This is a genomic window from Enterococcus sp. S22(2020) (genome assembly GCF_020295385.1).
Lineage (GTDB): Bacteria > Bacillota > Bacilli > Lactobacillales > Enterococcaceae > Enterococcus_L > Enterococcus_L dunnyi.
In genome coordinates this window covers 12694-35349 of sequence record NZ_JACFUD010000003.1, presented here as the reverse complement: position 1 = coordinate 35349, position 22656 = coordinate 12694, and the positions used below count along the sequence as shown (strand labels likewise).

The following is a 22656-nucleotide window of genomic DNA, read 5'->3' as shown; positions in this document are numbered from 1 at the left end:
TTTCTCTATCAGTCACAATCTAATGAAACTAGATCCGCATACGTTTCACGGCGGATCGCTAATTTTGCTTCGCCATTTTCTACAAAAACAACTGCTGGTTTCAAATTACGATTGTAATTATTCGCCATCGAATAGCCATAAGCTCCCGTGCTCGTTATAGCAAATAAGTCTCTTGGCTCCATCGGCGGCAATTCAATATCTTTGATCAGGATATCCCCTGATTCACAGTATTTTCCTACAATCGTTTTTACTGCTTTTGGCTCTTGGCTGATTCGATTGGCTAAAAAACCATCATATTTTGCACCATATAACGCTGGACGAATATTATCACCCATCCCGCCATCTACAGAGACATAATGTCTCACATCAGGAATTATTTTTTCAGAGCCAACAGTATAAATCGTTGTACCCGCTTCTGCAATAATGCTGCGGCCTGGCTCAAGCCAGATTTCTGGAAATGCATAGTCAAGCAATTCGCATTGACCTTTTACAGCATTTACAATTGCCTTAACAAAAGCTTCTGGTTCTAAAGGATCATCCGATTCTGTGTATTGTACGCCAAAACCTCCGCCCATATTTAAAACGTCTACTGTATAATCAAAAGCTTGCTTCCACTCATTCAAGATCGCCAACATTTTTTCAACTGCCGCCAAAAAGCCTTCTGCTGAAAAAATTTGTGAGCCGATATGGCAATGAACACCTTTTAATATTAAATGATCATCTGCTAAAATCTGCTCCAAAGCTTGTGTCGCCTGACCACTTGCTACGTCAAAGCCAAATTTTGAATCGACCTGACCTGTTAAAATATAATCGTGTGTCTCCGCGTTGATTCCTGGTGTGATTCGGAATAAAACATTCTGTGTCGTCTTTTTTTCTTTTAAAATGGCACTTAATAGTTCGATCTCATAAAAATTATCGATGATGATCGTCCCAACACCTTGCTCAACAGCATAAAGAAGCTCTTCCTGTGTTTTATTATTTCCATGAAATTCGATATTTTCAGGTGACATCCCTGCCTGGATCGCTGTATAGATTTCTCCCGCTGAAACAACGTCACAGCCTAGTTCTTCTTCTTCTAATAATTTGTACATTGCTAAACAACAAAAAGCTTTACTAGCATAAATGACTTTATTTTTTACTCCTAAAGAGTTAAGGGTTTGTTTAAATCCTCTAGCACGTTCACGAATATGTGCAACATCGTAAACGAACAAAGGCGTCCCGTATTTTTTTGCTAAAGTAACTGTATCACAACCTCCGATTGTTAAATGCTCTTCTGTATTGAATCTCGCTGTTCCAAATAATAATGGCATTTTTTCACCTTCTCCAACTAATTTATTAAAAATAATAGCATAAAATTAAGAAACTTCCTATCTATTTTTCATCATTTTCACAAACCTTGTCCTACGTAGCCAATACTTGCTGATATACTTGCTCCGCTAAAGCTCCGATTCCTTCCTCACCTATCTGGTTTGCAAAGAGAATCACTACTTGTTGATTTTCTTGATCGCCATAAATCACTGTATTATATCCTCCTAGACTCCCTATCGAATATTTTAATGAATCAAAATAGATCATCCCAGATTGATAACCGCCTGTTTTTACCTCTGCAAGCTCATCATATTTAGATGACATGAATAGCTTTCCATTGGTCAATCCTTGAATAAACTGCCAAAAATCTGTTGTTGACATATACATATTACCTGCACCAAGTAAACTAGAAAATAATTTTTCGCTTGATGGGAAAACATCCGGCTGATAGTCTTTTCCAGCATAAATGTATGGTTTAGGTACAGTGATTTTCATAGGTAAAGTATCCCAAAAATACGTTTGTTTCAGTCCTAATTTGTCGACTACTCGTTCTTGAACCACCTCTTCATACGGCTGCTTCAAAATCATCGAAATGATTCCTGCTAAAATAGTATAATTTCCGTTTGAGTATAGATATTCTTGGCCTTGATCGACTTCCAGCTCTTTTAGTGCATAATCGATTTGAGTATTTTGATCACTGAGTAAATGATCAGGCTCTTCTTCGGGCAGCATAAGCCCGGAGGTATGGTTCAGTAAATCCTTGATCGTAATTTGCTTCGCCGTTTCTATTGTTGGATAAAATTGATCCAAGGTCGTATCTAATGAAAGCTGCTTGTTATTGACTAATTGCAAAATTAGAGCACCCGTAATGATTTTCTGCAAAGAGGCAATCGGAAATGTTGTGGTGACCTTATTTTCTTGTTTGGTTTCAACATCAGCATACCCGTAGCCTTTTTCATAAAACACCTGACCTCGATCGATCACCAATGCCGCCCCCTTAAAACGAGCATCCACGATCAGCTGATCGATTTCCTTTTGTCGCGCTATCTTTGTTGACTGATTTGTTTTGTCGGCTTTTTCCGTATTGGCGAAAGGTTCGCTGAAAAAAGGACTCCCTTTAAAATACCAATAACCTAAAATGACCAACACTACACATAATAGGCAAGCATAAACTATTTTTTTTGATCGCTTACTCAACTAACTCACTTCTTTCCAAACACTTCTCTCAAATTATACCACTTTCCAAAAAAATTAAAGAGTATGTAGAACAAAACGACACAGTCATTTTGTTCTACATACTCTAATTTCAGATAAACAACGAAAAAAGACAAATCCTATCAGCTATTCCCTTTTATGCTTAAAGACTTTCTTGTGCAATCGTCAAGATCGCAGCAGGTATCCTATATGGCGAACAAGAGATATAATCGACCCCCAGTTTTTGCAAGAAACGAATCGACTGAGGATCACCACCAACTTCCCCGCAAACACCGATTTTAATACCAGAATCAAAACTTCTGATTTTATCAACCGCAATGGTCATCAAAGCGCCAACTCCTTCTTCATCGATGTGTTGGAATGGATCAGATTTCAACAGTTTTCTTTCTTCGTATGCACCAATGAATTTTACTGAGTCATCACGAGAAAAACCATACGTCAATTGTGTGAGATCATTCGTACCAAAGCTGAAAAAATCAGAAGCTTCAGCAATTTTATCTGCTGTCAAACAAGCTCTAGGGATTTCGAGCATTGTTCCGATCTTGTATGGAATTTGTTGCTGTTCGGTTTCAAAGATTTGCTCGATCGTTTGGACTAAACGTTCCCTTAGCCAAACCAGTTCTTCTTTGCTTCCAATCAACGGGATCATGATTTCCGGCACGATCGTTACTCCTGATTCCTGTGAGACTGCCATCGCGCTTTCAATAATAGCAGCAACCTGCATTTCATAAATTTGAGGAGTTGTAGCGGCTAAACGACAGCCACGATGACCTAGCATCGGATTTTGTTCATGCAATTCAGCGATACGATGCTTGATTTGAGCCACAGTCCGTTGTGTTTCATTCGCTAGATGCTTTATCTCTTCTTCGATTTGCGGTAAAAACTCATGTAATGGCGGATCGAGCAAGCGAATCGTACATGGCTTATCCTGTAGAAGTTCAAACATCGTGCGAAAATCTTCTTTTTGAAATTCTTTTAATTTATTTAATGGAGCCATTAATGACTCCTTATCTTGGGCTAAAATCATTTTACGCATTTCAAAAATCCGCTGTTCGCCAAAAAACATATGCTCTGTTCTGGCTAAACCAATTCCCTGTGCACCTAATTTTAGCGCTGTTTCAATATCGGATGGTGTTTCAGCATTTGCCTTCACGCCGATTTTAGCTATTTCTTTGCCCCAATTTGTGATCGTTTCCAGTAATTGCCACTCATCACCTTCAACATAAGGGATACTCCCTCGATAAATGGTTCCTGTTGTGCCATCTACCGATATCGTATCTCCTTGTTTTAATGTAACAGTTCCTGCTGTTGCTTGTTCCAAAAATTCATCTACTTGAACTTCTTCACATCCTGCGACACAACAAACACCCATTCCTCTGGCAACAACTGCCGCATGAGAAGTCATTCCTCCTCTCGAAGTGACGATCGCTTCACTAACGACCATCCCTTCAATATCTTCAGGTGACGTTTCCTGACGAACTAAAATAACTTTTTCTCCTGCATCGCTCGCTTTTTTCGCTTGCTCCGCCGTAAAATAAATTTTACCGCTTGCAGCGCCAGGACTAGCTGGCAATCCTTTTGCAAATACTTCTGCCTGCTTTAACTGTTCTGGTTCAAAAACAGGATGAAGCAACTGCGTGATCATCGATGGGCTGATTCGTTGAATTGCTTCTTCTTTTGAAATGATCCCTTCTTCAACCAGCTGAATACAAACTTTGAAGGCCGATTTTGCTGTACGTTTTCCGTTTCTTGTTTGCAGTAAGTATAGCTGACGATTTTCAATCGTAAATTCAATATCCTGCATATCTTTATAATGACGTTCTAAAAGTTCGCTTAAGCGGAGAAATTCTTGATAGACTTCCGGCATGAGCGTTTCTAACTCACTGATCGGCTGTGGTGTTCTGATACCAGCTACCACGTCTTCTCCCTGCGCATTCAGTAGGAACTCTCCGAATATCCCTTTTTCTCCTGTTGCAGGATTACGTGTAAATGCAACTCCTGTACCGCTTTGTGAACCAAAATTCCCAAAGACCATCTCTTGAATATTGACGGCCGTTCCTAATGAATCAGAAATGTCATGTAGTCTGCGATAAGTGATGGCTCGACGATTATTCCAAGAACGAAAAACTGCTTCAACTGCTAATTTTAACTGCTCATAAGGATCCTGAGGAAATGGTTTATGCGTCACTTCTAGAAAGATATCCTTAAAAACACGAACTAATTCCTGCCAGTCTTCTGCCGTCAGTTCAGTATCAGATCGATAATTCTGTTTTGATTTATAAAAATCTAGTTGATCTTCAAAACGATTTTTATCAATACCGCAAACAACATCTCCAAACATTTGCAGCAGCCTTCTATAACAATCATAAGCAAAACGTGCATCACCAGTTTTTTCGATCAACCCAAATACGGTCTCATCATTTAGCCCCAGATTTAAAATAGTATCCATCATTCCCGGCATTGAAAATTTAGACCCGCTTCTAACAGAAACAAGCAGTGGGTTTTTCACTGAGCCAAATAGCTTATTTGTCCGAGTCTCCATTCGTTGTATATGTTGTCTTATCTCTACATCCAAGTTTTCTGAAACATAATCTTTTTTCTGTAGATAGTCTAAACAGGCCTCTGTAGTAATCGTAAATCCTGTTGGTACCGGCAGCCTCAATTTGGTCATTTCTGCTAGGTTGGCTCCTTTTCCTCCAAGTAAATCAGTTTGTTCCTTACTGCCATCAGAAAAATCAAGTACATAGTTCACAAGCAAACTCTCCTTCAAATTAAATAGTATGTCACATTCAAGATAAAATCGATTATATTGTGTATCACATTAGATGTCAATAGATATTAGTGTATCTTTTTTTTATTGTTGCATTATTTTTATAAGAAATATATAATCATTAGTGTGTCACATTTAGAAAGTAGGTCGATAAAATGAAACTCACCTCTAGGCAATTAGAGATTATCAAGATCGTCAAAGAAAACGAACCGATCAGTGGTGACAGTATCGCAGGTACACTTGGCCTAAGCCGAGCGACTCTAAGAAGTGACTTAGCGATTTTGACGATGACTGGTTTACTGGATGCCAGACCTAAAGTTGGGTATTTTTACACTGGACAAACCATTGAACCATTACTTTATGAAAAATTATATAAAAAAACTGTGGAGGATATCCTTTTACCGCCAATACTCATCCACCAAGGAACCACTGTTTATGATGCTGTTACTAATCTATTTATGTATGATGTCGGCTCATTATATGTAAAAGATGATAGCGATGAACTGATCGGTGTGCTTTCTCGAAAAGATCTACTACGTGCTGCAATCAGTAACCCAAATACAGAAAAAACGCCTGTTGCAATGATCATGAGCAGAATGCCGAATATCATTACGATCACAAAAGATCGCACGATTTTAGAAGCAGGCGGTCTATTACTTCAGCATAGTATCGATACCTTACCTGTCGTGGAAATCGATAATCCTAAGAAAGTTATCGGTAAAGTGACAAAAAGCAGAATCATGGCGTATTTCATCAATGCTGGTAATGAAATCGAAAAAGAAAATTATTAGCTTTTGGGTTCTATTTTTCCAATGATATATCACAATAAAATCAGCTGTTAACCATTGCAGCAAAGGAGAGTTTATTCATGCAAAAAAACAAAATCAATATTTACTTAGTTTCCGATTCCGTAGGTGAAACGGCTCAAAAAATCATCTCAGCTGTTTCTGCGCAATATCCAGATATCGATATGAGTGATATCCAACGGTTCCCTTTTATTACAGATGAAGAATTATTACAACCGATCTTAAAAGACGCCCTTCATGATAAAGCTGTCGTCGTTACAACTTTAGTGAATAAAAAATTAGTTCAGCTAGTGAAAGAATTTTCGGATCGTACCGGCTTACAATTTGTGGATTATATGAGTCCTTTAAGTGAGATCGTGGAAGGAACATTTGGTGTCCAGCCTCTACAAGAACCTGGTGCTCTGCATAAATTGAACGAACAATATTTCAGCCGTGTTTCCGCTATTGAATTTGCTGTCCGATACGATGACGGAAAAGATCCGAAAGGCTTCCTTGAAGCCGATTATGTCCTTTTAGGCGTATCCCGTACCTCCAAGACACCGCTAAGCATGTATATGGCAAATCGAAACCACAAAGTGGCTAATTTACCATTGATTCCAGAAGTTGCATTACCAGCAGAACTGGACCAGATCGATCCTAAAAAAATCATTGGTTTAACAACGACGATCGATAGTTTGATGGATATTCGTAAATCTCGCCTACATTCACTTGGTCTGAAAGAAGATTCGGCTTATACGAATGCAGATCGAATTCAGGAAGAATTAGATTATGCAGCCGAAGTTTTTGCAAAATATAACGCGCTTGTGATCGATGTAAATAAAAAATCGATCGAAGAAACAACAACGATCATTGAAGATTTAACACAAAATAAATAATCAAGGGGACCTGCAGATGAAAGATTGTCGTAATGAAGAATTGATTGCTGAAATCATTAATCTAGAAGCAATTTTGAACCTGCCAAAAGGAACAGAGCATTTTATCAGTGATCTACATGGAGAATATGAAGCGTTCAATCATATCTTACGAAACGGCTCTGGAAGTATTCGAGAAAAAGTTCATGCTTTATTCAAGCAAGAATTAACGAATGAACAGATGGATGAGCTATGCTTTTTAATTTATTACCCTGAAGAAAAAATAAATACTTTAAAACAAGTTCATTCCCTAAACTCTGACTGGTGGTTTGATGCGATCGAACGCTTGCTGAGTATCGTTCGTTTTTCATCGAGTAAATATACTCGTTCTAAAGTTCGTAAAGCTTTACCGAAAACATATGCTTATATTTTAGAAGAATTGATCTATCAATACGATGAAACAACGGATAAAAAAGCGTACTACCGTCAAATTATTCAAAAAATCATCGATCTCGGAACTGCCGAACGTTTTGTAACTGATTTAGCTTATTTGATCCAGCGTTTTGTCATCGATCACCTTCATGTGATCGGCGACATCTACGATCGCGGACCGTATCCCGATAAAATCATGGATGCTTTGATCGACTATCATTCTCTTGATATCCAGTGGGGAAATCACGATATTATTTGGATTGGTGCTGTGAGTGGATCAAAAGCCTGCCTCGCAAATGTCTTACGAATTTCTGCACGATATGGCAATCTTGATTTGTTAGAAGACAATTATGGCATCGATTTATCTGCTTTAAGAACATTTAGCCGAGAAAAATACCAAGAGAATCTTCAGTTCAAACCTAAAAGCAATCCCTACCGCAAACTTTCGATCACAGAAATCACAGATGCTATGAAAATCCAACAGGCAATGGCAGTCATTCAAGAAAAATTGGAAGGACAATTGATTCAAAGAAGGCCTGAATTTATGATGACTCCTCGTTTGTTGCTGGATAAAATCCATAATGGACAAATAACGCTAGATCATGTTACCTACCCTTTGGTGAATGAATGTTTTCAAACCGTTGACTGGTCCGATCCTTATCGATTGACCTCAGAAGAAGAGGCTGTGATCACTGATTTACTGCACCAATTTCAACATGCTGAAAGACTCAATCAGCATATGGCTTTTCTCATTGACAAAGGGGCACTTTACTTACCATACAACAATAATTTATTGATCCACGGCTGTATTCCCTTACATCCAAATGGAACTTTTCAATCGATCACCTTTGATGGTCGGGCCTATGCTGGAAAACAATTACTCGATTTTTTTGAAAGCAACATCAGACGAGCGTTCGATCAACCTTGGCAAACTGAAGATTTTGCAACTGATCTAATCTGGTATTTATGGTGTGGTGAATGTTCTTCTCTCTTCGGTAAAAAGGCGATGAAAACCTTTGAACGCTATTTTATAGAAGATAAAAGCACTCAACTGGAAGAAAAAAATGCGTATTACACATTAAGAAATGATTCCGAGATTTGTCAAAAAATACTGCATGCGTTTCATTTAAACCTTGAGAATGCTCATATCATCAACGGACATACACCCGTTAAAACGATCAAAGGAGAGTCGCCGATCAAAGCACAAGGTAAAATGCTGGTCATCGATGGCGGCTTTTCAAAAGCCTATCAAAGTGTTACAGGAATTGCAGGTTACACCCTTTTGTATAACTCATTTGGCATGCAGTTAGCTGCTCATAAACCATTTTCAGATAAACAAGCAGCCATTAAACAAAATCAAGATATTCTTTCCAACAGACAAATCGTTGATCGGCAAATCAAGCGTTTGAAAGTCAAAGATACAACGATCGGAGCATCTTTAATCGCAGAAGCAAACTCTTTAAAAAAAGAATTAGGTAGATCAACACAAATAAAAGATACGATTGAGACAAAAATCGATTAGGCTTGAGCAATATGAAATCGAGCAATACTAAAAGCGTATTGCTCGATTTTGTAAAATCACTGTTTTGGCGATCGTTTCTTACGTTTTAGAGTGCGAAGCAAAACCGATTTTTAGTTTTGCCTCGCACTCATCTTTGTATTTATTCCACCATCATAAACTCTTGATTTTTTAATTCATATACTTCATCACAAGCTTTAGCTACCTCTTGCTCGTGTGTCACAATGATGATGCATTTTTGTTGATCATGAGCTACTTTTTGAAACAGCTGAACAATGTCTTTAGACGTTTTTTCATCCAAATTCCCTGTGGGTTCATCTGCCACGATCAATTCATGATCACAACACAACGCTCTGACGATCGCTACTCTTTGTTGTTGACCACCTGATAATTGGGCGACATTTTTTTTAGCTAATCCTTCGTCGATACCTACACTTGCTAGATTTTCTAGCGCATAAGCTTTTTTATCTTCCTGCTTTGAACTTGAGATCGACATTGCGGTCAACACATTATCCAACGCTGACATATAAGGGAGCAGATTATACGCTTGGAAAATAATCGATACATCATTTTTACGATAATTCCTCAGACCGATCTTTGCCAGCGATTCTCCATTATAGAGAACCGTTCCTGTTTTAGGCTGATCTAATCCAGCAATCAATGAAAGAAAGGTTGTTTTTCCTGAACCGCTTGCTCCTAAAATAGCGTACATTTTTCCTCGTTGAAATTCTAAGTTTACATGTTTATATAGGTATTCTTCTTCGTTTTTATACCAGTAACCTACCTCTTGTGTCTGTAACATCGCAATTCCTCTTTTCTATGTTGTTAAGATTTTTTTAGGTTGTAATCTTAAAATCCCGATCGATGATAATACAATTGAAAAGAAACTGATCAGTACACCCAGACCCGCTAAAATCGCGATTTCTTTTGGCTGAACCGAAATATTCAGATTTTCAATTGCTTGAGCAGCTTCTGCTGAACTTGCACCAATGCCGCTCATCCCTCTACCCATACCTCCACCGTTAGGTCTGCCGCCTTGCTGATCGCCGCCTGGCATCCCATTCGGTCCGACCTGATCAGTTGTCGATTGTTGTGCTGACTGCGTTTGTTGATCGATCAACTGCTCACCAACGACATTTCCTACGATATTCCCACTAAAAGTAGCAATAATCAACGCAACGATCATACAAACAATGATCTCACTGAAAAATTGCAGCACTACTTTAAAGCGAGATTCGCCTAAAGATAGTAATACGCCAATCTCATATCGTCTTTCCCTGATTGTCATCATCACGATCAACGTTAAAATAATTACACCTGCAACAGCGACCAAGATCACGATATTTTTGGCAAAACTAGCAACATTGTTCAATGGTTGAAGCATTTGTTGATACGCTTGGTCATTTGTTTGCAAACTGAAGCTTTCAGTATCGATCAATTTCTCAGCTGCAGCTACAAAACTATCCATTTCTTTCGGATCTTCCAATGTATACGAAGCAGAATCGATCGTACCTACTGAATCTTCTCCTTTTAACGTGTTTGCTAATGTATAAGAAGTGTATAAGGTATTTGCAGGATTTAAGAAATTGAACATCATGCCCATACTATCACCATTCTCAGATGTTTTATAAATCCCTTTTATCGTCAATTCATATGTTTTTTCATCATCTTCTGGATCAGTTATTTTGAATGTGTCACCGACAGCTAAATCATTTGCCTGCGCCAATGTTTCTTCGATCACTACATTATTTGTATCCTTATCTGATTCACTGATCGCTTCACCACTGGTTATTTCCGCTGTACCACTAGAAAAATCACTAGCCATCGTCAAATCCATCACACCGCTGACTTGAAAATCACTTTGCTTCATATTAGCCATTGGACCGCCGCCCATTTGTCCTCCTGCCTGCATTTGAGCGTCAGGATTTTCTCCACCAGCTTGTTCACTATCGCTAGATTCAGATGTGGCTGTGTCGCTATCTTCACTGGAAATTGGTGTGATCCCTTCTCCTGCTCCGGCAGAAGATGATGATAGAAATGAATATGTTTTGACATTTGCCAATTCTGCAATTTTTTGCGCATCCTCTAAAGAAACGGGTGTCAAACTGAAGCTTCCAGGATCGGGTCTTTCACCGGACGCGCTATCTTGATTTTTTTTCATTGCTGCTTCACGGTTTGCTGAAAGTGTCACTGTTGCTCCAACACTTTTCTTTGCATTTTCTGTTGCTGTCAACGCAGCACTTTGAATCGTTAAACCGGCTAAGACAAAAATCAATATCGCTGAAAATACAGCACATAATAAGAATGTCCGCCCCTTCTTTGCTCTCATACTTAATAATGCTCGTTTGATAAAATTCATATGATTCCTCCTAAGTTTCCTTGTGAACAAAGATTACTTTAATCTTGTTACCTTAAACAGAACTTAAAGAAAGCTATTTTCTTTTGATTTTAATCTTTGTCTGCGAAGCCTTGCAAAACAAGAGGAAAAATGATTAAATGGTTGTGTCGTATTTTTTGATCCATAATAAATGAATGTATTAGAAGGGAACGAAAGGTATTTGGAAAAAAAGAAAATGACTCTATATGGGATGATTTTTTCAATTTGCTTCTTCTTGATCGTATCCTTCTTTTTTTCTCCCCATACAATAGATTACGCAAAAGAAGCTGAGGCAAATGAAAAAAGTGATATGCCATTAAAAACTATTTCAGCAGCCGCTTCAAAACCAGATCTTCCTGAAGAAAAGACAGATCCTTCACTCATTACCTTTTATGAAAAAATCGAGCAGTCAATGAAGAATGCCCGTGATTCTTTCAATGGGGATGTTGGAATGACCTATGTCGATCTGACTACTGGAAAGCAGATCTCTGTAAATGGCACACAAGAATTTTACAGTGCCAGCACTATCAAGGTTCCTTTGGCAATGATGATCGCAGACAAAGTCCAGGCTGGAGAATTAAAATGGGACGATCAATTGGTTTATAATGAAAAAGAAGATTATGAGGATGGAACAGGGATTATCATCAATAATATCCAGCCCACTTATTCCGTTAGAACATTACAGGAATACAATATTATCTATTCTGATAATATTGCTAAAAATATGCTTTATGGTACTTTTGGCGATGATGTAAAAGCTAAAAAAGCGCTCTATGCTCATTTTCTGCAAAAAGAGACACAATGGGATGATGCGAAATTCACTTCCGAAGACGCAGCAAAGATCCTGAAAATATTATATGATGAAAAAGCAACAAATTCTGAATACCAAACGATTTATGATTATATGAAAAATACAGTCTTCCATGAACGAATGGATACACCAACAACCTCTGGAAAGGTTGCTCATAAGATCGGTTCTTATGCAGGATTTTTACATGATATTGGTATTTTAGAAACAGAACATCCTTTTATTTTAACCGTTTTTACTAATGGACAAACAAATGAGGGTATTTCTTTTATCGCAAGTGTTACTGATCAATTGTGGACGATCCAAAGTAATGACTATCCCAAAAAATAAAGAGCAGAACAAAACTAAAAATCCGTTTTGTTCTGCTCTTCATTTTTTTAATTTCCACCCATATTTTTGATTTTGATCAATCGGGTGATTTCACTTCTTTCATTTTCTTCGAGTTTCATCTGTATATAGTAAATCGTTTCTTCTAATTGCGGAATCGTCATATATTCCAGTGCATTTACTCGTCTTCTGGTTTTTTCGATTTCTTCTGACATCAATTGACAGGTTTTTTCGACCTCTGCTAATTCTAAAAGCTTTGGCAGAATCGAGGAAAGCTTAGCAAATACACTATCTAGTTCTGCATTTGAATTTAAGTACCCATAGTTCAACGGGGCTTCGACCACCGCTTCATCGTAATGAAAATTCATCGTTGGTACAGTAACACTCATGATGTTTTTTTCGATCACATCCAGAGTTACTTCATTTGCAGGTATAGCAACTAATTCCTCAATAAAAGCTTCATTCAATGTTGCATTAGCTAAGACAAAATTAGACAAAGCTGTTGCTAGTTCCTTTTCAACGTCCAGCCTCAAGGTATTATTTTTCTTGATCAACAAAATAAAACGGCGCATCAATTCATCTTGTTTATCTTTCAATAATTTATGTCCGCGGCTAGCTGTACCTAATTGTTTTTTTAAACGAGAGAGTTCCATTCGCGTTGGATTCACATTCAATCGAGCCACAATCGATCACTCTCCTTCAGTTAGATATTCATCCAGCATGTCATCTTTGATCCGCTTCAATTCTGTTCTAGGCAGCATAGACAACAACTCCCAGCCTAGATCTAATGTTTCTGAAATAGAACGGTTTGTATAAAACCCTTGATTGACATATTCTGCTTCAAAGCGATCAGCAAATTTTGCATAAATTTTATCAACATCTGATAGTGCTGACTCACCTAAAACGACCGCTAACTCTTTGGCTTGTTTTCCTTGCGCATAAGCAGCAAATAGCTGATTCATTGTCGCCGCATGATCTGCCCTTGTCTTACCTTCACCAGTTCCTTTGTCTTTCAAACGTGATAATGATGGCAATACATCGATCGGCGGCTGAATCCCGCTTTTATATAGATCTCTGGACAAGATGATTTGCCCTTCAGTGATATAACCAGTCAAATCGGGAATAGGATGTGTTTTATCTTCTTCCGGCATGGTCAAAATCGGAATCTGCGTTACTGAACCCTTTAATCCGCTGATTCTTCCTGCCCGCTCATAAAGAGTCGCCAAATTGGTATACAAATAGCCTGGATAGCCTCGGCGTCCTGGTACTTCACGACGAGCAGCTGAGATTTCACGCAACGCTTCACAGTAATTGGTCATATCTGTCATGATCACTAAAACATGCATGCCTTTTTCATAAGCTAGATACTCAGCCGCGGTCAGAGCCATTCGTGGGGTTGCGATTCGCTCGATCGCAGGATCATTTGCCAGATTCATAAACATCACTGAACGGTCGATCGCTCCTGTTTGTCTAAAATCTTCCATGAAAAATTCTGCTTCTTCAAATGTGATTCCGATTGCCGCAAAAACGACCGCAAATTCTTCTTCACTATTCAGCACATTTGCTTGACGAGCGATTTGAGCAGCTAGTTCCTTATGCGGCAACCCAGACGCTGAAAAGACTGGTAACTTTTGTCCACGAACTAATGTATTCAAATGATCGATTGCAGAAATCCCTGTCTGGATAAATTCATCTGGATAATCTCTGGCAACCGGATTGATTACCTCTCCATTGATATCCACCATTTTCTCTGGTAGAATTTCTGGACCATTATCTTTGGGACGACCTAGACCGTCAAAAATCCTTCCAACCATATCTTCAGAAACGCCAAGTTCTAGCGGATGACCTAAAAAACGAACCTTAGAATCACGTAGATTGATGCCGCTTGTTCCTTCAAAGATTTGAACCATCGCTTTATCACCGTTGATTTCTAAAACCTGTCCACGTCGAATTTCACCATTTTGCATCCGAACTTCGATCAATTCTTCATATTTGACTCCTTCGACTTTTTCAACGATCATCAAGGGACCGACAACTTCATTGATCGTTCGATATTCCTTAATCATTTGTCATCCCTCCATCTGCGATGATTTGCTTTATTGTCTGTTTGATCTCATCGACCAGTGTATCTAAACGTTCAATTTGTGCTTCTGGTACGTATTTACTTCTAGCAATCTGATCTCTTAAGTCAACAGTCCCAGACATGATTTCACTCAAGTAGGCTCCTAATTCTAGAGCTGTTTGACCTTCTTTATAAAACGTCAAAATCAACTGAAGCATTTTATATTGTTTTTCTCGTGAAGTGAATGTATCGACATCGTCAAAGGCATTTTGCTGCAAATAATCCTCTCTAAGCGATTTTGCCACCTCTAAAGTCAAACGGTCTTTATCTGATAAAGAATCGATCCCGACCAGACGAACGATCTCCTCAAGCTGCGACTCTTCTTGTAAGATGCGCATTCCTTCTGTTACCATATCAGACCAATTGACCTGCAACTGCTGATCCAGCTCTTTTCCGACTTCTGACGCATACAAAGAGTAGCTTTGAAGCCAGTTTATCGAAGGAAAATGACGCTTTTGCGCTAAAGTAGCATCTAGCCCCCAGAAAACTTTTACCACACGTAAGGTATTTTGTGTTACTGGCTCAGAAATGTCTCCCCCAGAAGGTGATACTGCACTGATGGCCGTAATACTGCCCTCTCGGTGTTCTTTGCCTAAAGTCACTACTTGTCCAGCTCGTTCATAATATTCTGCTAAACGACTTCCAAGATATGCTGGATAGCCTTCATCTCCCGGCATTTCTTCTAAACGTCCGCTCATTTCACGTAGTGCCTCTGCCCAACGAGAAGTTGAATCTGCCATGATCGCCACAGAATAGCCCATATCACGGAAATACTCTGCGATAGTGATTCCTGTATAGATCGATGCTTCACGCGCAGCTACAGGCATATTAGACGTATTTGCGATCAAAACTGTTCGCTCCATCACTGATTCACCTGTATTTGGATCGATCAATTCAGGAAATTCATTTAAAACATCTGTCATTTCATTTCCACGTTCACCGCAACCAACATAAACAACTAAATCAACATCAGCCCATTTGGCGATTTGATGCTGAACCACTGTTTTTCCTGCTCCAAAAGGACCAGGAACTGCTGCTGCCCCACCTTTTGTCACTGGGAAAAAGGTATCAATCACTCGCTGACCAGTCAGCAAGGGAACATTAGGATTCAACTTTTCTGAAATCGGACGGCTTCGGCGAACAGGCCATTTTTGCATCATCGTAAATTCTTTTTCACCTGTCGCTGTTTCAATAATATAAATTGTTTCCTCGATTGTAAATTCGCCCTGCTTGACTTCTTTTACGGTCCCCTTGATCCCAACTGGAACCATGATTTTATGTGCGATGACTTTTGTTTCTTGAACTGAACCGATCACATCACCCGCTGAAACTTCTTCGCCAACAGACACACTTGGCTCAAACGTCCATTTCTTTGTTCGGTCCAGCGCTGGGATTTGAACTCCTCTACTTAAAAAATTACTCTTCGTCACCTCAGCAAAAGTGTCTAATGGGCGCTGGATCCCATCAAACATTTCAGAGATCAGCCCAGGTGCTAATTCAACAGATAACGCTTCTCCAGTTGTTACTACGGGCTCTCCTGGCCCGATCCCAGTCGTTTCTTCATATACTTGAATAGATGCTACATCACCGCGCATCTCAATAATTTCTCCAATAACACCTAATTCTCCGACCTGACAAATATCCTGAATACTTGCATCAGACATATTCTCTGCCATGACCAAAGGACCAGAAACTTTAATAATCGTACCAGTTTGCAAAATCATTCCTCCTATTCTAAAAAGCGTAGCAATCCGTTTAGCTCTTGAACAAATTAGCAAACGACTTCAATGACGCTCTTTGGCATTTAAGACGGTTGTCTATTTGTTAAACAATTCATCTATAAAATATTCTGTCCTACTGCACGCTCTACATTATTTTGAATCTCCTTTAATCCGATCCCCTTGGTTCCGTTATGACTTGGAATCAAAATAATCGCTGGAGTTACTTCACTTTTATAACGCTCAATCGTTTCTATTGCTCGTTCAGAGGCGTCTTCTGTAATAAAAATGACACCATAACTTTTTTTAGCCATCGACTCGATCGTTGCCTTTATTTGCTTAGCTGATTGCGCGTACACAACGTCAAATCCAAAAAGCTTAAACGGCATTACAGAATCTCTATCGCCGATCACTCCGATTTTATAAGCCATCTACCGCACGCATCCTTTCTCTCACCACATCCGCAGAAAAATTACTACGCTTACTGACTAAAATCAGTCGTAAATTTTTCCATTCAACCTCTTTTGCATTTAAAAAAGCTAACAGCGGCAACGGGCCAAAAGCCATGATTTTTGATTTGTCATATAAACCTGTCAAATAATCATCTTTTACCTTCTCAAAAGCAATCAAATCAAGCTCTTTTGTTTCTGATGAAACAATCGGTGCAAGAATTCCGCCAAGAGATGTATTAAGTACAAACTCTGTAAAAGCCGCTAGAGATTGTTCACTATAAGCTAAAAAATCAGATTTTGGAATACTCCCAGAACTTGATAAAACAGTCAATAGAAAGTTTTCATGCTGACCTTGGATGATTCCTCGTGCCATCGTGGATATATTCGTTAAATCGATAAAAGCCATAACTTCATCAATAATATCCTTATATCCCAGCTTTTCAGCCAACCGTTTTTGATACGTCAGAAAGCTCCGATCATAAATAATATCGATTGCCTGAAATATGGAGGATTCTTGAAAATAGTCCAGCACTTCTAAAATCGCCTGCATCAGTTCATCAGCTATTTCTGTCGACACACGTGTACGTATCGCACTTTTGATCGTTTCAATCGAATAACGTCCATCAGCAATAAATAAGTGATCCAGATTCTCTCCAGTCAACTCAGCTTTTGTCAATACTTTCAGATTATGGAATGTTATACGAGACGTATAAATATCGATGACTTCCGGTTCAGGAGCCAGCTCATATAGCCATTCAAATAAACGTCCTTTTTCTTTTGAATAAATATATTCAAAATCGTCAACAAATCCTTCCGTCATGTAGGTACTGTAAATTGTACTTTTTAGAATATCTTGAAGCTCTTCGATCGTTTTAGCATTCAATAATTGTTCATACTGTGCACTATTCAACAGTTCAGTCTCTTTTAGACGAATCAGCGGATTGATCTGATTATACGCGGTCTCTTTCATCTTGCCCCTCCTATCATAAAAACTTGATGCTAATAAACTCTCTATTTAAAAAGCATTTCTGCAATAGAAAAACTTTCCGCTCTCTTGATTTCCTGAACTAAACTTGGAAATAAGAAATTATACTCGATCCCATTTTGAGCAACGAGGAAACCGCCAACGCCTGGTATGAACTCTGGAAGTAAAGCTAACTCCAATTCATTTGGTTTATGTTTTTCCAACCATTGCTCTGTCAACTTTCCTTTAGAGTACTCACCTAACTGTAGTTGTGCTTGTCCAGTCAGTGTCAATTGATCAAGGATTTGCTTTGTAAATACTTGAAATTCATCTTCATTCCAACGATCCATTCGCTTGATCGCTTCTAAAAAAAGCTGCTCTAAATATCCTTGTTTTTGATTTAACGTTGCTTGTTTGATCTCCAATTGCTGACGGTTTTGTTTTTGTTTAAACGCTTTGTTGGTTTGATCACTATTCTTTTCAATCAATTTATGTTCCTGTAACAGCAGTGCTTCTTCTTGTTCTGCATAAGCCTCATCAATTCGTTTATATTCTACTTTCTTTAAATCAGTAACTTCTGCTGTTCCTTTTTCTAGAATTTGATCGACGATCTTTTCAATTGCATCCATATTTTTCCTCCTGTTACTTCACATTTAGGACAAGTAAGAATGAAATGACAAACCCAAGAATAGCATATGTTTCAACCATGGCAGCATAAATGATCCCTTTCGTTGCATGCTCAGGTTTTTTCGCTAAAATTTGAATCCCGGCAGCTGCAACACGTCCTTGAGCAATTCCTGAAAATAGACCAGCAAATGCGATCGGTAATGACGCAACAAAATAATCCATTCCTTGAACCATCGACATACTATTATCTAAATTAATGAAAATCAAAAAGGCAATAACGAAGCCATACAACCCTTGAGTACCTGGTAACAATTGAAGAATCAACGCTTGTCCGAATTTTTCCGGCTGTTCAGTCGTCAATGCTGCTGCCGCTTCTCCAGTGAACCCAACACCTTTTGCCGAACCAATCCCTGCTAAAATCGTCGCCATTGCCATTCCTAGTACTGCAAAAAGAATCCCACCATTATTATTGATCAAGTAATCTATCATATTTTTATTCCTCCACATTTCATCTATTTTTGTTTTTTCTCAACATTTACATATTTCTCTTCTGTTTTCAGTGGTTTGAATGCTCGTCCTCCACCTGTATAAAATTTCCCAAAAAACTCTACATACTGTAATCGTGCACCATGAACATACGCACCTAATAAGCTTAAAAATAAATTTAATGCGTGAAGAGCTACGATCAGTAAGATCCCTACACTAAAGCGAGCGATCGGCGGCATAAAAGCAACCAGCATATTAAAGGCAGCTGCGATACTTCCACCGGAAATCCCTAAGGCCATTAAACGAGTATAGCTGACCAAATCTCCAATATAACTCGTCAAACCATAGAGTCCGTATAAGCCTTTTGCCAACCCTTTTGCTTTTGACTTAGATTGAATCACAGGAACCGCGATAATCGATAAAGCCGAGATGATTGCCACTACGACACCGGCTGTAAATAATCCATCATTGTTAAGCAGCAGCATACCTACTACTGCGATCAATAAACCGACAAGCAGCCCCTGCCAAGCAAAGCTCTCACTAATACTTTCTAAATAACGTTTACGCTTCGTCAGTTCAATCCCATTGACCATCAACCCTGTCATCAATTGAATAAAACCAAACACGACAGACAGAATCAAGATCGTATTGACATCTTCAGTTGTGGACAAAATCGGAAATGGCAAGGTGATTCCAAAAAGCTCTTTCGGCAATCCTGCACCAAAAAATGAACCATAGATAAACCCCCAAATAATTGTCGGAAACGACAAAATCAGAAAGAATTTAGCAAAACGTTTCATTCCTTTTGGCAATACAACGAACTTTTGTGCAAGAAAAGCTCCTATCAACATCAACAGACCATAACCGATATCTGCTACCATCATTCCAAAAAAGACCATATAAAAAGGGGTCATGATAGGCGTTGGATCAATTTCCTCATATTTTGGTAAACTATACATCTCTGTCAGCATTTCAAATGGTGCGACAACCGGATTGTTTTTTAATTTCACTGGAATATCTTCTTGTATCTCACCTTTTGTCGGCTGATCAAATACGATGTAAATTTCATTTTTTGGTAGAGCTTCATCTAAAGCTGCCGTAAGTTCATCTTTCTCAGTTACAGGAATCCAGCCTTGTAAAATAAAAAAGTAACTCGTATTGATCAAATGCTTCTTTGCTTCTTCTCGATGAATATAAGCAAAGACCATCTCTTCTGCCAAATACAGCTCTTCTAAATGAGAACGATATGCTGCCAGTTCAGATTTCACTAATTGCTCCTCTTCAACAAGAGCGCTTAAGGCTTCTTTTGTATGTTGGTACGCTTCTTGTGGCAACTCTTCATATGGATAAACGAATTCATTGAAGCTGTATTTGTTTTCGATCTCAGCTACTACTTCTTTCATTTCGTTCAAATAGATCAAACTATAATACGCATGATTTTGACTATGATAAATTTCTTCAACATAGATCGAGGGATATCTCGAACAATCATTTAAAAAGTCCGGTTGGTTCGCTGAATTGATGGAACCAAGTAAAATCGTTGTTGTGTCTAATGAATTCTTTTTTGGTACGACATCCAAATACTGCCAGCGAGCAAGCAACTTTTCCCTCGTACGCAATTCTTTTCTTCTTACTTCAATAGAAGCAAGCTGCTTTTTCAATTTAGAAATGTCTTGTAAATAACCAATGATTGTTGGTTGATCAAATGCTTGTTCTAAAGATTCTAAGGTTTTGACCTGTCTTTTAAACGTACTCTTTTGACCTGTCTTTTCAGCAAAACGTTCGATAAAAATCAGCGCTTCCTGAATTTCGTTCAATATTTTCTGATACTCTTTCTGTTGGACATCGTCAACTTCCAGTATCGTTTCTGAGAAATGATCTTTAAGATAATTGCTATCTACATTAGAATGAAAAAAATCTTTGATCTCTGTCATTTGCAATCCCTGAATCGTTTGAAGAATTGCTTCTTCATGCTCAGTGGCAGCAATGATCGTCATTTTTTCCATTTTATTGACTGCCATAGACTTTTTTCACCCTCTCTATTATGTGATCGACGATAGCATCTTTCTTTTGTTCATATTTATTCCTAAACTCTTGATCTTGCTCTTTTGCTTCACTTAGTAATAGTACTCTTTCTTGCTCAAGCTGCTCTGCCAACTGTATCTCTCGATCTTGAAGCATCTTGCTGACTTTTTCTTGGCTTTCATCTTGTAATTGCTTAAATTGCCGCGCTTTTTTCTGCTCATATATCAGGATTTCTTTTTGGGCAGTTTGGCGCATTTCTTCAACTTTTTTTTCTGCATCTTGAATGTGCTCTAATGCTTCTAATACCATATTTTCACCCCTATTCTATGATTTCGATCAGTTTAGTTATTATTATGAAGCGAATCACTTTTTATTACAATCAAAAAGGAATACACCATGCCCTCATCAAACGACATGATCTATCCCTTTTTTATAATAAAAAAAGGGCACAAATTCAAACATCGTTCTTCTCACCCCTTGAAGAACCTGATCCTTGAAGCTTGCGCCCAACCATTTTTATTCACATGAATGTATCTTAGCAAAAACACTTTGAAATTACAATAATTTTTGTAAAGGAAGTCATAAAAATTAAAAAAATCTCACCTTCAATTAGAAGATGAGAAAGGAGTTTTACTCATGAGAGTAAATGAAAAAAAGTTTGTTGTTAGGATGTATTCATCTTACTGCCCTAGACTGATTATTTCAAATAATATGCACTCTATTCTTCTAAAAGAAAAAAGCCTCTAAATTGTTGCCTGAGCGCATCACTTTTTCAATAATGGCTTCCTTCCAAACATCAGTAAACCAATCATATTGCATTTGCTTAATAATGATTTTTTTAATTTCTTCTTCTAAAGATGAGCTATCCGTCTCTCCGACATAAAATGCTTGCAATGCTTGGAGTGCCTTATCATTGTGATTAGACTCAAAACGATAAATCCGTCCTTGCTCTACATAATAGAACCCATACTGGATAACTACTGCAAAACGCTGATCTTTTTTCTCAAGGAAATCTATAAACTGTTCTGACGTGATCTGCTGCATCTCTTCACAGTCCTTTCAATAAATTATTTTTTGGCTATGTTTTTATGTCCATTTTTCTTTATACTTAAGAAAAAGCAGAAGTCAATTTTATGTCAAAAGTGATCTTTCTTGCTTCCTTACTTCAACTAGGATAATTTAAGGAAACTATTCATTCATTGTTTCAAATATCCAATAATCAGCGAACTATTTTACTAAAGTGTCTAAAACTCGATGTTTACCAATTTAACCTTGCACCCCAAACATCATAACAAAAAATAATTACGTAAACAATCATCTTCGAACACTCCTTGTTTTATGATCCCTTTATTATTGACATATCCTACATTTTTTCAATACTTTTGTTTATTTTTAAGTTCTTTTAGGTATAATAAAAATAACGAGGACAAAAAGATGAATAGGAGTAATTAAATGATGGAAAATATAATAAAAGTCTCCACTAAGTTTCACAATATTTGGCTGATCGATGTAAAAAAAGATTCTTTTGCAAAAGAGAATAGGATTCTGTTTGGTGACACACTTCGACTCTCTATTGCCAAAGGTGATTCTTATTATTTTGCCGAAAATATTGCATTGACTTACGAGAAAGAAATTATTTCTAAAGAAACTCCGACAAAGGATGAGCTCCATTTCTTTGAATATATGCGAATGAACAAAGAGAAAACATTCTCAAACTCATTAGCAGCTAAGTATGGAATACAACAATATATCCAGCTTGCTTCTGCTTAACTCATGATAGATACAAAAAATAATAGCCTCTGATTTACCTCATTCAACAAAAGTAAATCGGAAGCTATTATTCTGCACT

Annotated in this window: 20 protein-coding genes and 1 other annotated feature; of the genes, 5 read left to right on the top strand and 15 right to left on the bottom strand. The window is 38.1% G+C overall.

Annotated elements, in window-relative coordinates; translation table 11 throughout:
• Positions 1 to 8: 8 nt before the first annotated feature.
• The 3 genes from lysA to ppdK form a co-directional block, all read right to left on the bottom strand.
• Positions 9 to 1310, bottom strand: a complete 1302-nt coding sequence (lysA, locus tag H3T55_RS05935; protein WP_225533754.1) for a diaminopimelate decarboxylase — start codon at positions 1308 to 1310, stop codon at positions 9 to 11.
• Positions 1311 to 1401: 91 nt separating this feature from the next.
• Positions 1402 to 2457, bottom strand: coding sequence for a serine hydrolase domain-containing protein (locus tag H3T55_RS05930; protein ID WP_225550126.1), 1056 nt, complete (start codon positions 2455 to 2457; stop codon positions 1402 to 1404).
• Positions 2458 to 2665: 208 nt separating this feature from the next.
• On the bottom strand, positions 2666 to 5275 hold the full coding sequence (gene ppdK / locus H3T55_RS05925) for a pyruvate, phosphate dikinase (RefSeq protein ID WP_225533752.1): 2610 nt from the start codon (positions 5273 to 5275) through the stop codon (positions 2666 to 2668).
• 173 nt (positions 5276 to 5448) lie between these two features.
• Here ppdK and H3T55_RS05920 point away from each other — a divergent pair, with 173 nt between their 5' ends.
• From H3T55_RS05920 to H3T55_RS05910, 3 genes are all read left to right on the top strand, one after another.
• Positions 5449 to 6084 carry a helix-turn-helix transcriptional regulator gene (locus tag H3T55_RS05920; protein ID WP_225533750.1) on the top strand — a complete coding sequence of 212 codons (636 nt, stop codon included), beginning with the start codon at positions 5449 to 5451 and terminating at the stop codon, positions 6082 to 6084.
• Positions 6085 to 6161: 77 nt separating this feature from the next.
• A complete protein-coding gene (locus H3T55_RS05915; protein ID WP_087640341.1) occupies positions 6162 to 6974 on the top strand; it encodes a pyruvate, water dikinase regulatory protein in 813 nt (270 codons plus the stop codon).
• Positions 6975 to 6990: 16 nt separating this feature from the next.
• Positions 6991 to 8904 carry a fructose-1,6-bisphosphatase gene (locus tag H3T55_RS05910; protein ID WP_225533749.1) on the top strand — a complete coding sequence of 638 codons (1914 nt, stop codon included), beginning with the start codon at positions 6991 to 6993 and terminating at the stop codon, positions 8902 to 8904.
• Between the two features lie 139 nt (positions 8905 to 9043).
• On the opposite strand, the gene H3T55_RS05905 is transcribed toward H3T55_RS05910, so the two are convergent.
• Together H3T55_RS05905 and H3T55_RS05900 are read right to left on the bottom strand one after the other, a co-directional pair.
• Entirely contained in the window at positions 9044 to 9703 is a 660-nt protein-coding gene (locus tag H3T55_RS05905) for an ABC transporter ATP-binding protein (RefSeq protein ID WP_225533748.1), read from the bottom strand.
• Positions 9704 to 9718: 15 nt separating this feature from the next.
• A complete protein-coding gene (locus H3T55_RS05900) occupies positions 9719 to 11260 on the bottom strand; it encodes an ABC transporter permease (RefSeq protein ID WP_225533747.1) in 1542 nt (513 codons plus the stop codon).
• 214 nt (positions 11261 to 11474) lie between these two features.
• Here H3T55_RS05900 and H3T55_RS05895 point away from each other — a divergent pair, with 214 nt between their 5' ends.
• Positions 11475 to 12416, top strand: coding sequence for a serine hydrolase (locus H3T55_RS05895; RefSeq protein ID WP_225533746.1), 942 nt, complete (start codon positions 11475 to 11477; stop codon positions 12414 to 12416).
• Between the two features lie 47 nt (positions 12417 to 12463).
• On the opposite strand, the gene H3T55_RS05890 is transcribed toward H3T55_RS05895, so the two are convergent.
• The 10 genes from H3T55_RS05890 to H3T55_RS05845 all read right to left on the bottom strand — a co-directional run bounded on the left by H3T55_RS05890 (position 12464) and on the right by H3T55_RS05845 (position 21851).
• Positions 12464 to 13096: a V-type ATP synthase subunit D gene (locus H3T55_RS05890; RefSeq protein ID WP_225533745.1), complete on the bottom strand. Its 633-nt coding sequence runs from the start codon at positions 13094 to 13096 to the stop codon at positions 12464 to 12466.
• Between the two features lie 6 nt (positions 13097 to 13102).
• The gene (locus H3T55_RS05885) at positions 13103 to 14479 is read right to left on the bottom strand and encodes a V-type ATP synthase subunit B (protein WP_225533744.1); all 1377 of its coding nucleotides are present in this window, start codon (positions 14477 to 14479) and stop codon (positions 13103 to 13105) included.
• Positions 14472 to 16253, bottom strand: coding sequence for a V-type ATP synthase subunit A (locus H3T55_RS05880; protein WP_318652964.1), 1782 nt, complete (start codon positions 16251 to 16253; stop codon positions 14472 to 14474). The genes H3T55_RS05885 and H3T55_RS05880 overlap by 8 nt, the downstream gene beginning before the upstream one ends.
• A 119-nt stretch (positions 16254 to 16372) precedes the next feature.
• Complete coding sequence (locus H3T55_RS05875) at positions 16373 to 16684, bottom strand: V-type ATP synthase subunit F (protein WP_225533742.1); 312 nt, start codon at positions 16682 to 16684, stop codon at positions 16373 to 16375.
• On the bottom strand, positions 16674 to 17675 hold the full coding sequence (locus H3T55_RS05870) for a V-type ATPase subunit (RefSeq protein WP_225533741.1): 1002 nt from the start codon (positions 17673 to 17675) through the stop codon (positions 16674 to 16676). Before H3T55_RS05870 ends, H3T55_RS05875 begins: the two co-directional genes overlap by 11 nt.
• A 41-nt stretch (positions 17676 to 17716) precedes the next feature.
• The gene (locus tag H3T55_RS05865) at positions 17717 to 18298 is read right to left on the bottom strand and encodes a hypothetical protein (RefSeq protein ID WP_225533740.1); all 582 of its coding nucleotides are present in this window, start codon (positions 18296 to 18298) and stop codon (positions 17717 to 17719) included.
• A 13-nt stretch (positions 18299 to 18311) separates the two neighbouring features.
• Entirely contained in the window at positions 18312 to 18785 is a 474-nt protein-coding gene (locus H3T55_RS05860) for a V-type ATP synthase subunit K (protein WP_087640351.1), read from the bottom strand.
• 23 nt (positions 18786 to 18808) lie between these two features.
• Positions 18809 to 20803, bottom strand: a complete 1995-nt coding sequence (locus H3T55_RS05855; protein WP_225533739.1) for a V-type ATP synthase subunit I — start codon at positions 20801 to 20803, stop codon at positions 18809 to 18811.
• Entirely contained in the window at positions 20790 to 21116 is a 327-nt protein-coding gene (locus H3T55_RS05850) for a hypothetical protein (protein ID WP_225533738.1), read from the bottom strand. Before H3T55_RS05850 ends, H3T55_RS05855 begins: the two co-directional genes overlap by 14 nt.
• Positions 21117 to 21271: 155 nt before the next feature.
• Positions 21272 to 21319, bottom strand: a sequence feature (sodium ion sensor (DUF1646 type); this cis-regulatory element may regulate processes involved in with the transportation of sodium ions).
• 214 nt (positions 21320 to 21533) lie between these two features.
• Positions 21534 to 21851, bottom strand: a complete 318-nt coding sequence (locus H3T55_RS05845; RefSeq protein WP_225533737.1) for a hypothetical protein — start codon at positions 21849 to 21851, stop codon at positions 21534 to 21536.
• 411 nt (positions 21852 to 22262) lie between these two features.
• Here H3T55_RS05845 and H3T55_RS05840 point away from each other — a divergent pair, with 411 nt between their 5' ends.
• A complete protein-coding gene (locus tag H3T55_RS05840) occupies positions 22263 to 22577 on the top strand; it encodes a hypothetical protein (RefSeq protein ID WP_225533736.1) in 315 nt (104 codons plus the stop codon).
• The last annotated feature ends 79 nt before the right edge of the window (positions 22578 to 22656 follow it).

Coding starts and splice junctions, on each gene's coding strand:
- lysA (WP_225533754.1), bottom strand. CDS start 1,310: ATGCCATTATTATTTGGAACAGCGAGATTCAATACAGAAGAGCATTTA.
- H3T55_RS05920 (WP_225533750.1), top strand. CDS start 5,449: ATGAAACTCACCTCTAGGCAATTAGAGATTATCAAGATCGTCAAAGAA.
- H3T55_RS05915 (WP_087640341.1), top strand. CDS start 6,162: ATGCAAAAAAACAAAATCAATATTTACTTAGTTTCCGATTCCGTAGGT.
- H3T55_RS05910 (WP_225533749.1), top strand. CDS start 6,991: ATGAAAGATTGTCGTAATGAAGAATTGATTGCTGAAATCATTAATCTA.
- H3T55_RS05905 (WP_225533748.1), bottom strand. CDS start 9,703: ATGTTACAGACACAAGAGGTAGGTTACTGGTATAAAAACGAAGAAGAA.
- H3T55_RS05900 (WP_225533747.1), bottom strand. CDS start 11,260: ATGAATTTTATCAAACGAGCATTATTAAGTATGAGAGCAAAGAAGGGG.
- H3T55_RS05895 (WP_225533746.1), top strand. CDS start 11,475: ATGACTCTATATGGGATGATTTTTTCAATTTGCTTCTTCTTGATCGTA.
- H3T55_RS05885 (WP_225533744.1), bottom strand. CDS start 14,479: ATGATTAAGGAATATCGAACGATCAATGAAGTTGTCGGTCCCTTGATG.
- H3T55_RS05875 (WP_225533742.1), bottom strand. CDS start 16,684: ATGGCTTATAAAATCGGAGTGATCGGCGATAGAGATTCTGTAATGCCG.
- H3T55_RS05870 (WP_225533741.1), bottom strand. CDS start 17,675: ATGAAAGAGACCGCGTATAATCAGATCAATCCGCTGATTCGTCTAAAA.
- H3T55_RS05865 (WP_225533740.1), bottom strand. CDS start 18,298: ATGGATGCAATTGAAAAGATCGTCGATCAAATTCTAGAAAAAGGAACA.
- H3T55_RS05860 (WP_087640351.1), bottom strand. CDS start 18,785: ATGATAGATTACTTGATCAATAATAATGGTGGGATTCTTTTTGCAGTA.
- H3T55_RS05855 (WP_225533739.1), bottom strand. CDS start 20,803: ATGGCAGTCAATAAAATGGAAAAAATGACGATCATTGCTGCCACTGAG.
- H3T55_RS05850 (WP_225533738.1), bottom strand. CDS start 21,116: ATGGTATTAGAAGCATTAGAGCACATTCAAGATGCAGAAAAAAAAGTT.
- H3T55_RS05845 (WP_225533737.1), bottom strand. CDS start 21,851: ATGCAGCAGATCACGTCAGAACAGTTTATAGATTTCCTTGAGAAAAAA.
- H3T55_RS05840 (WP_225533736.1), top strand. CDS start 22,263: ATGGAAAATATAATAAAAGTCTCCACTAAGTTTCACAATATTTGGCTG.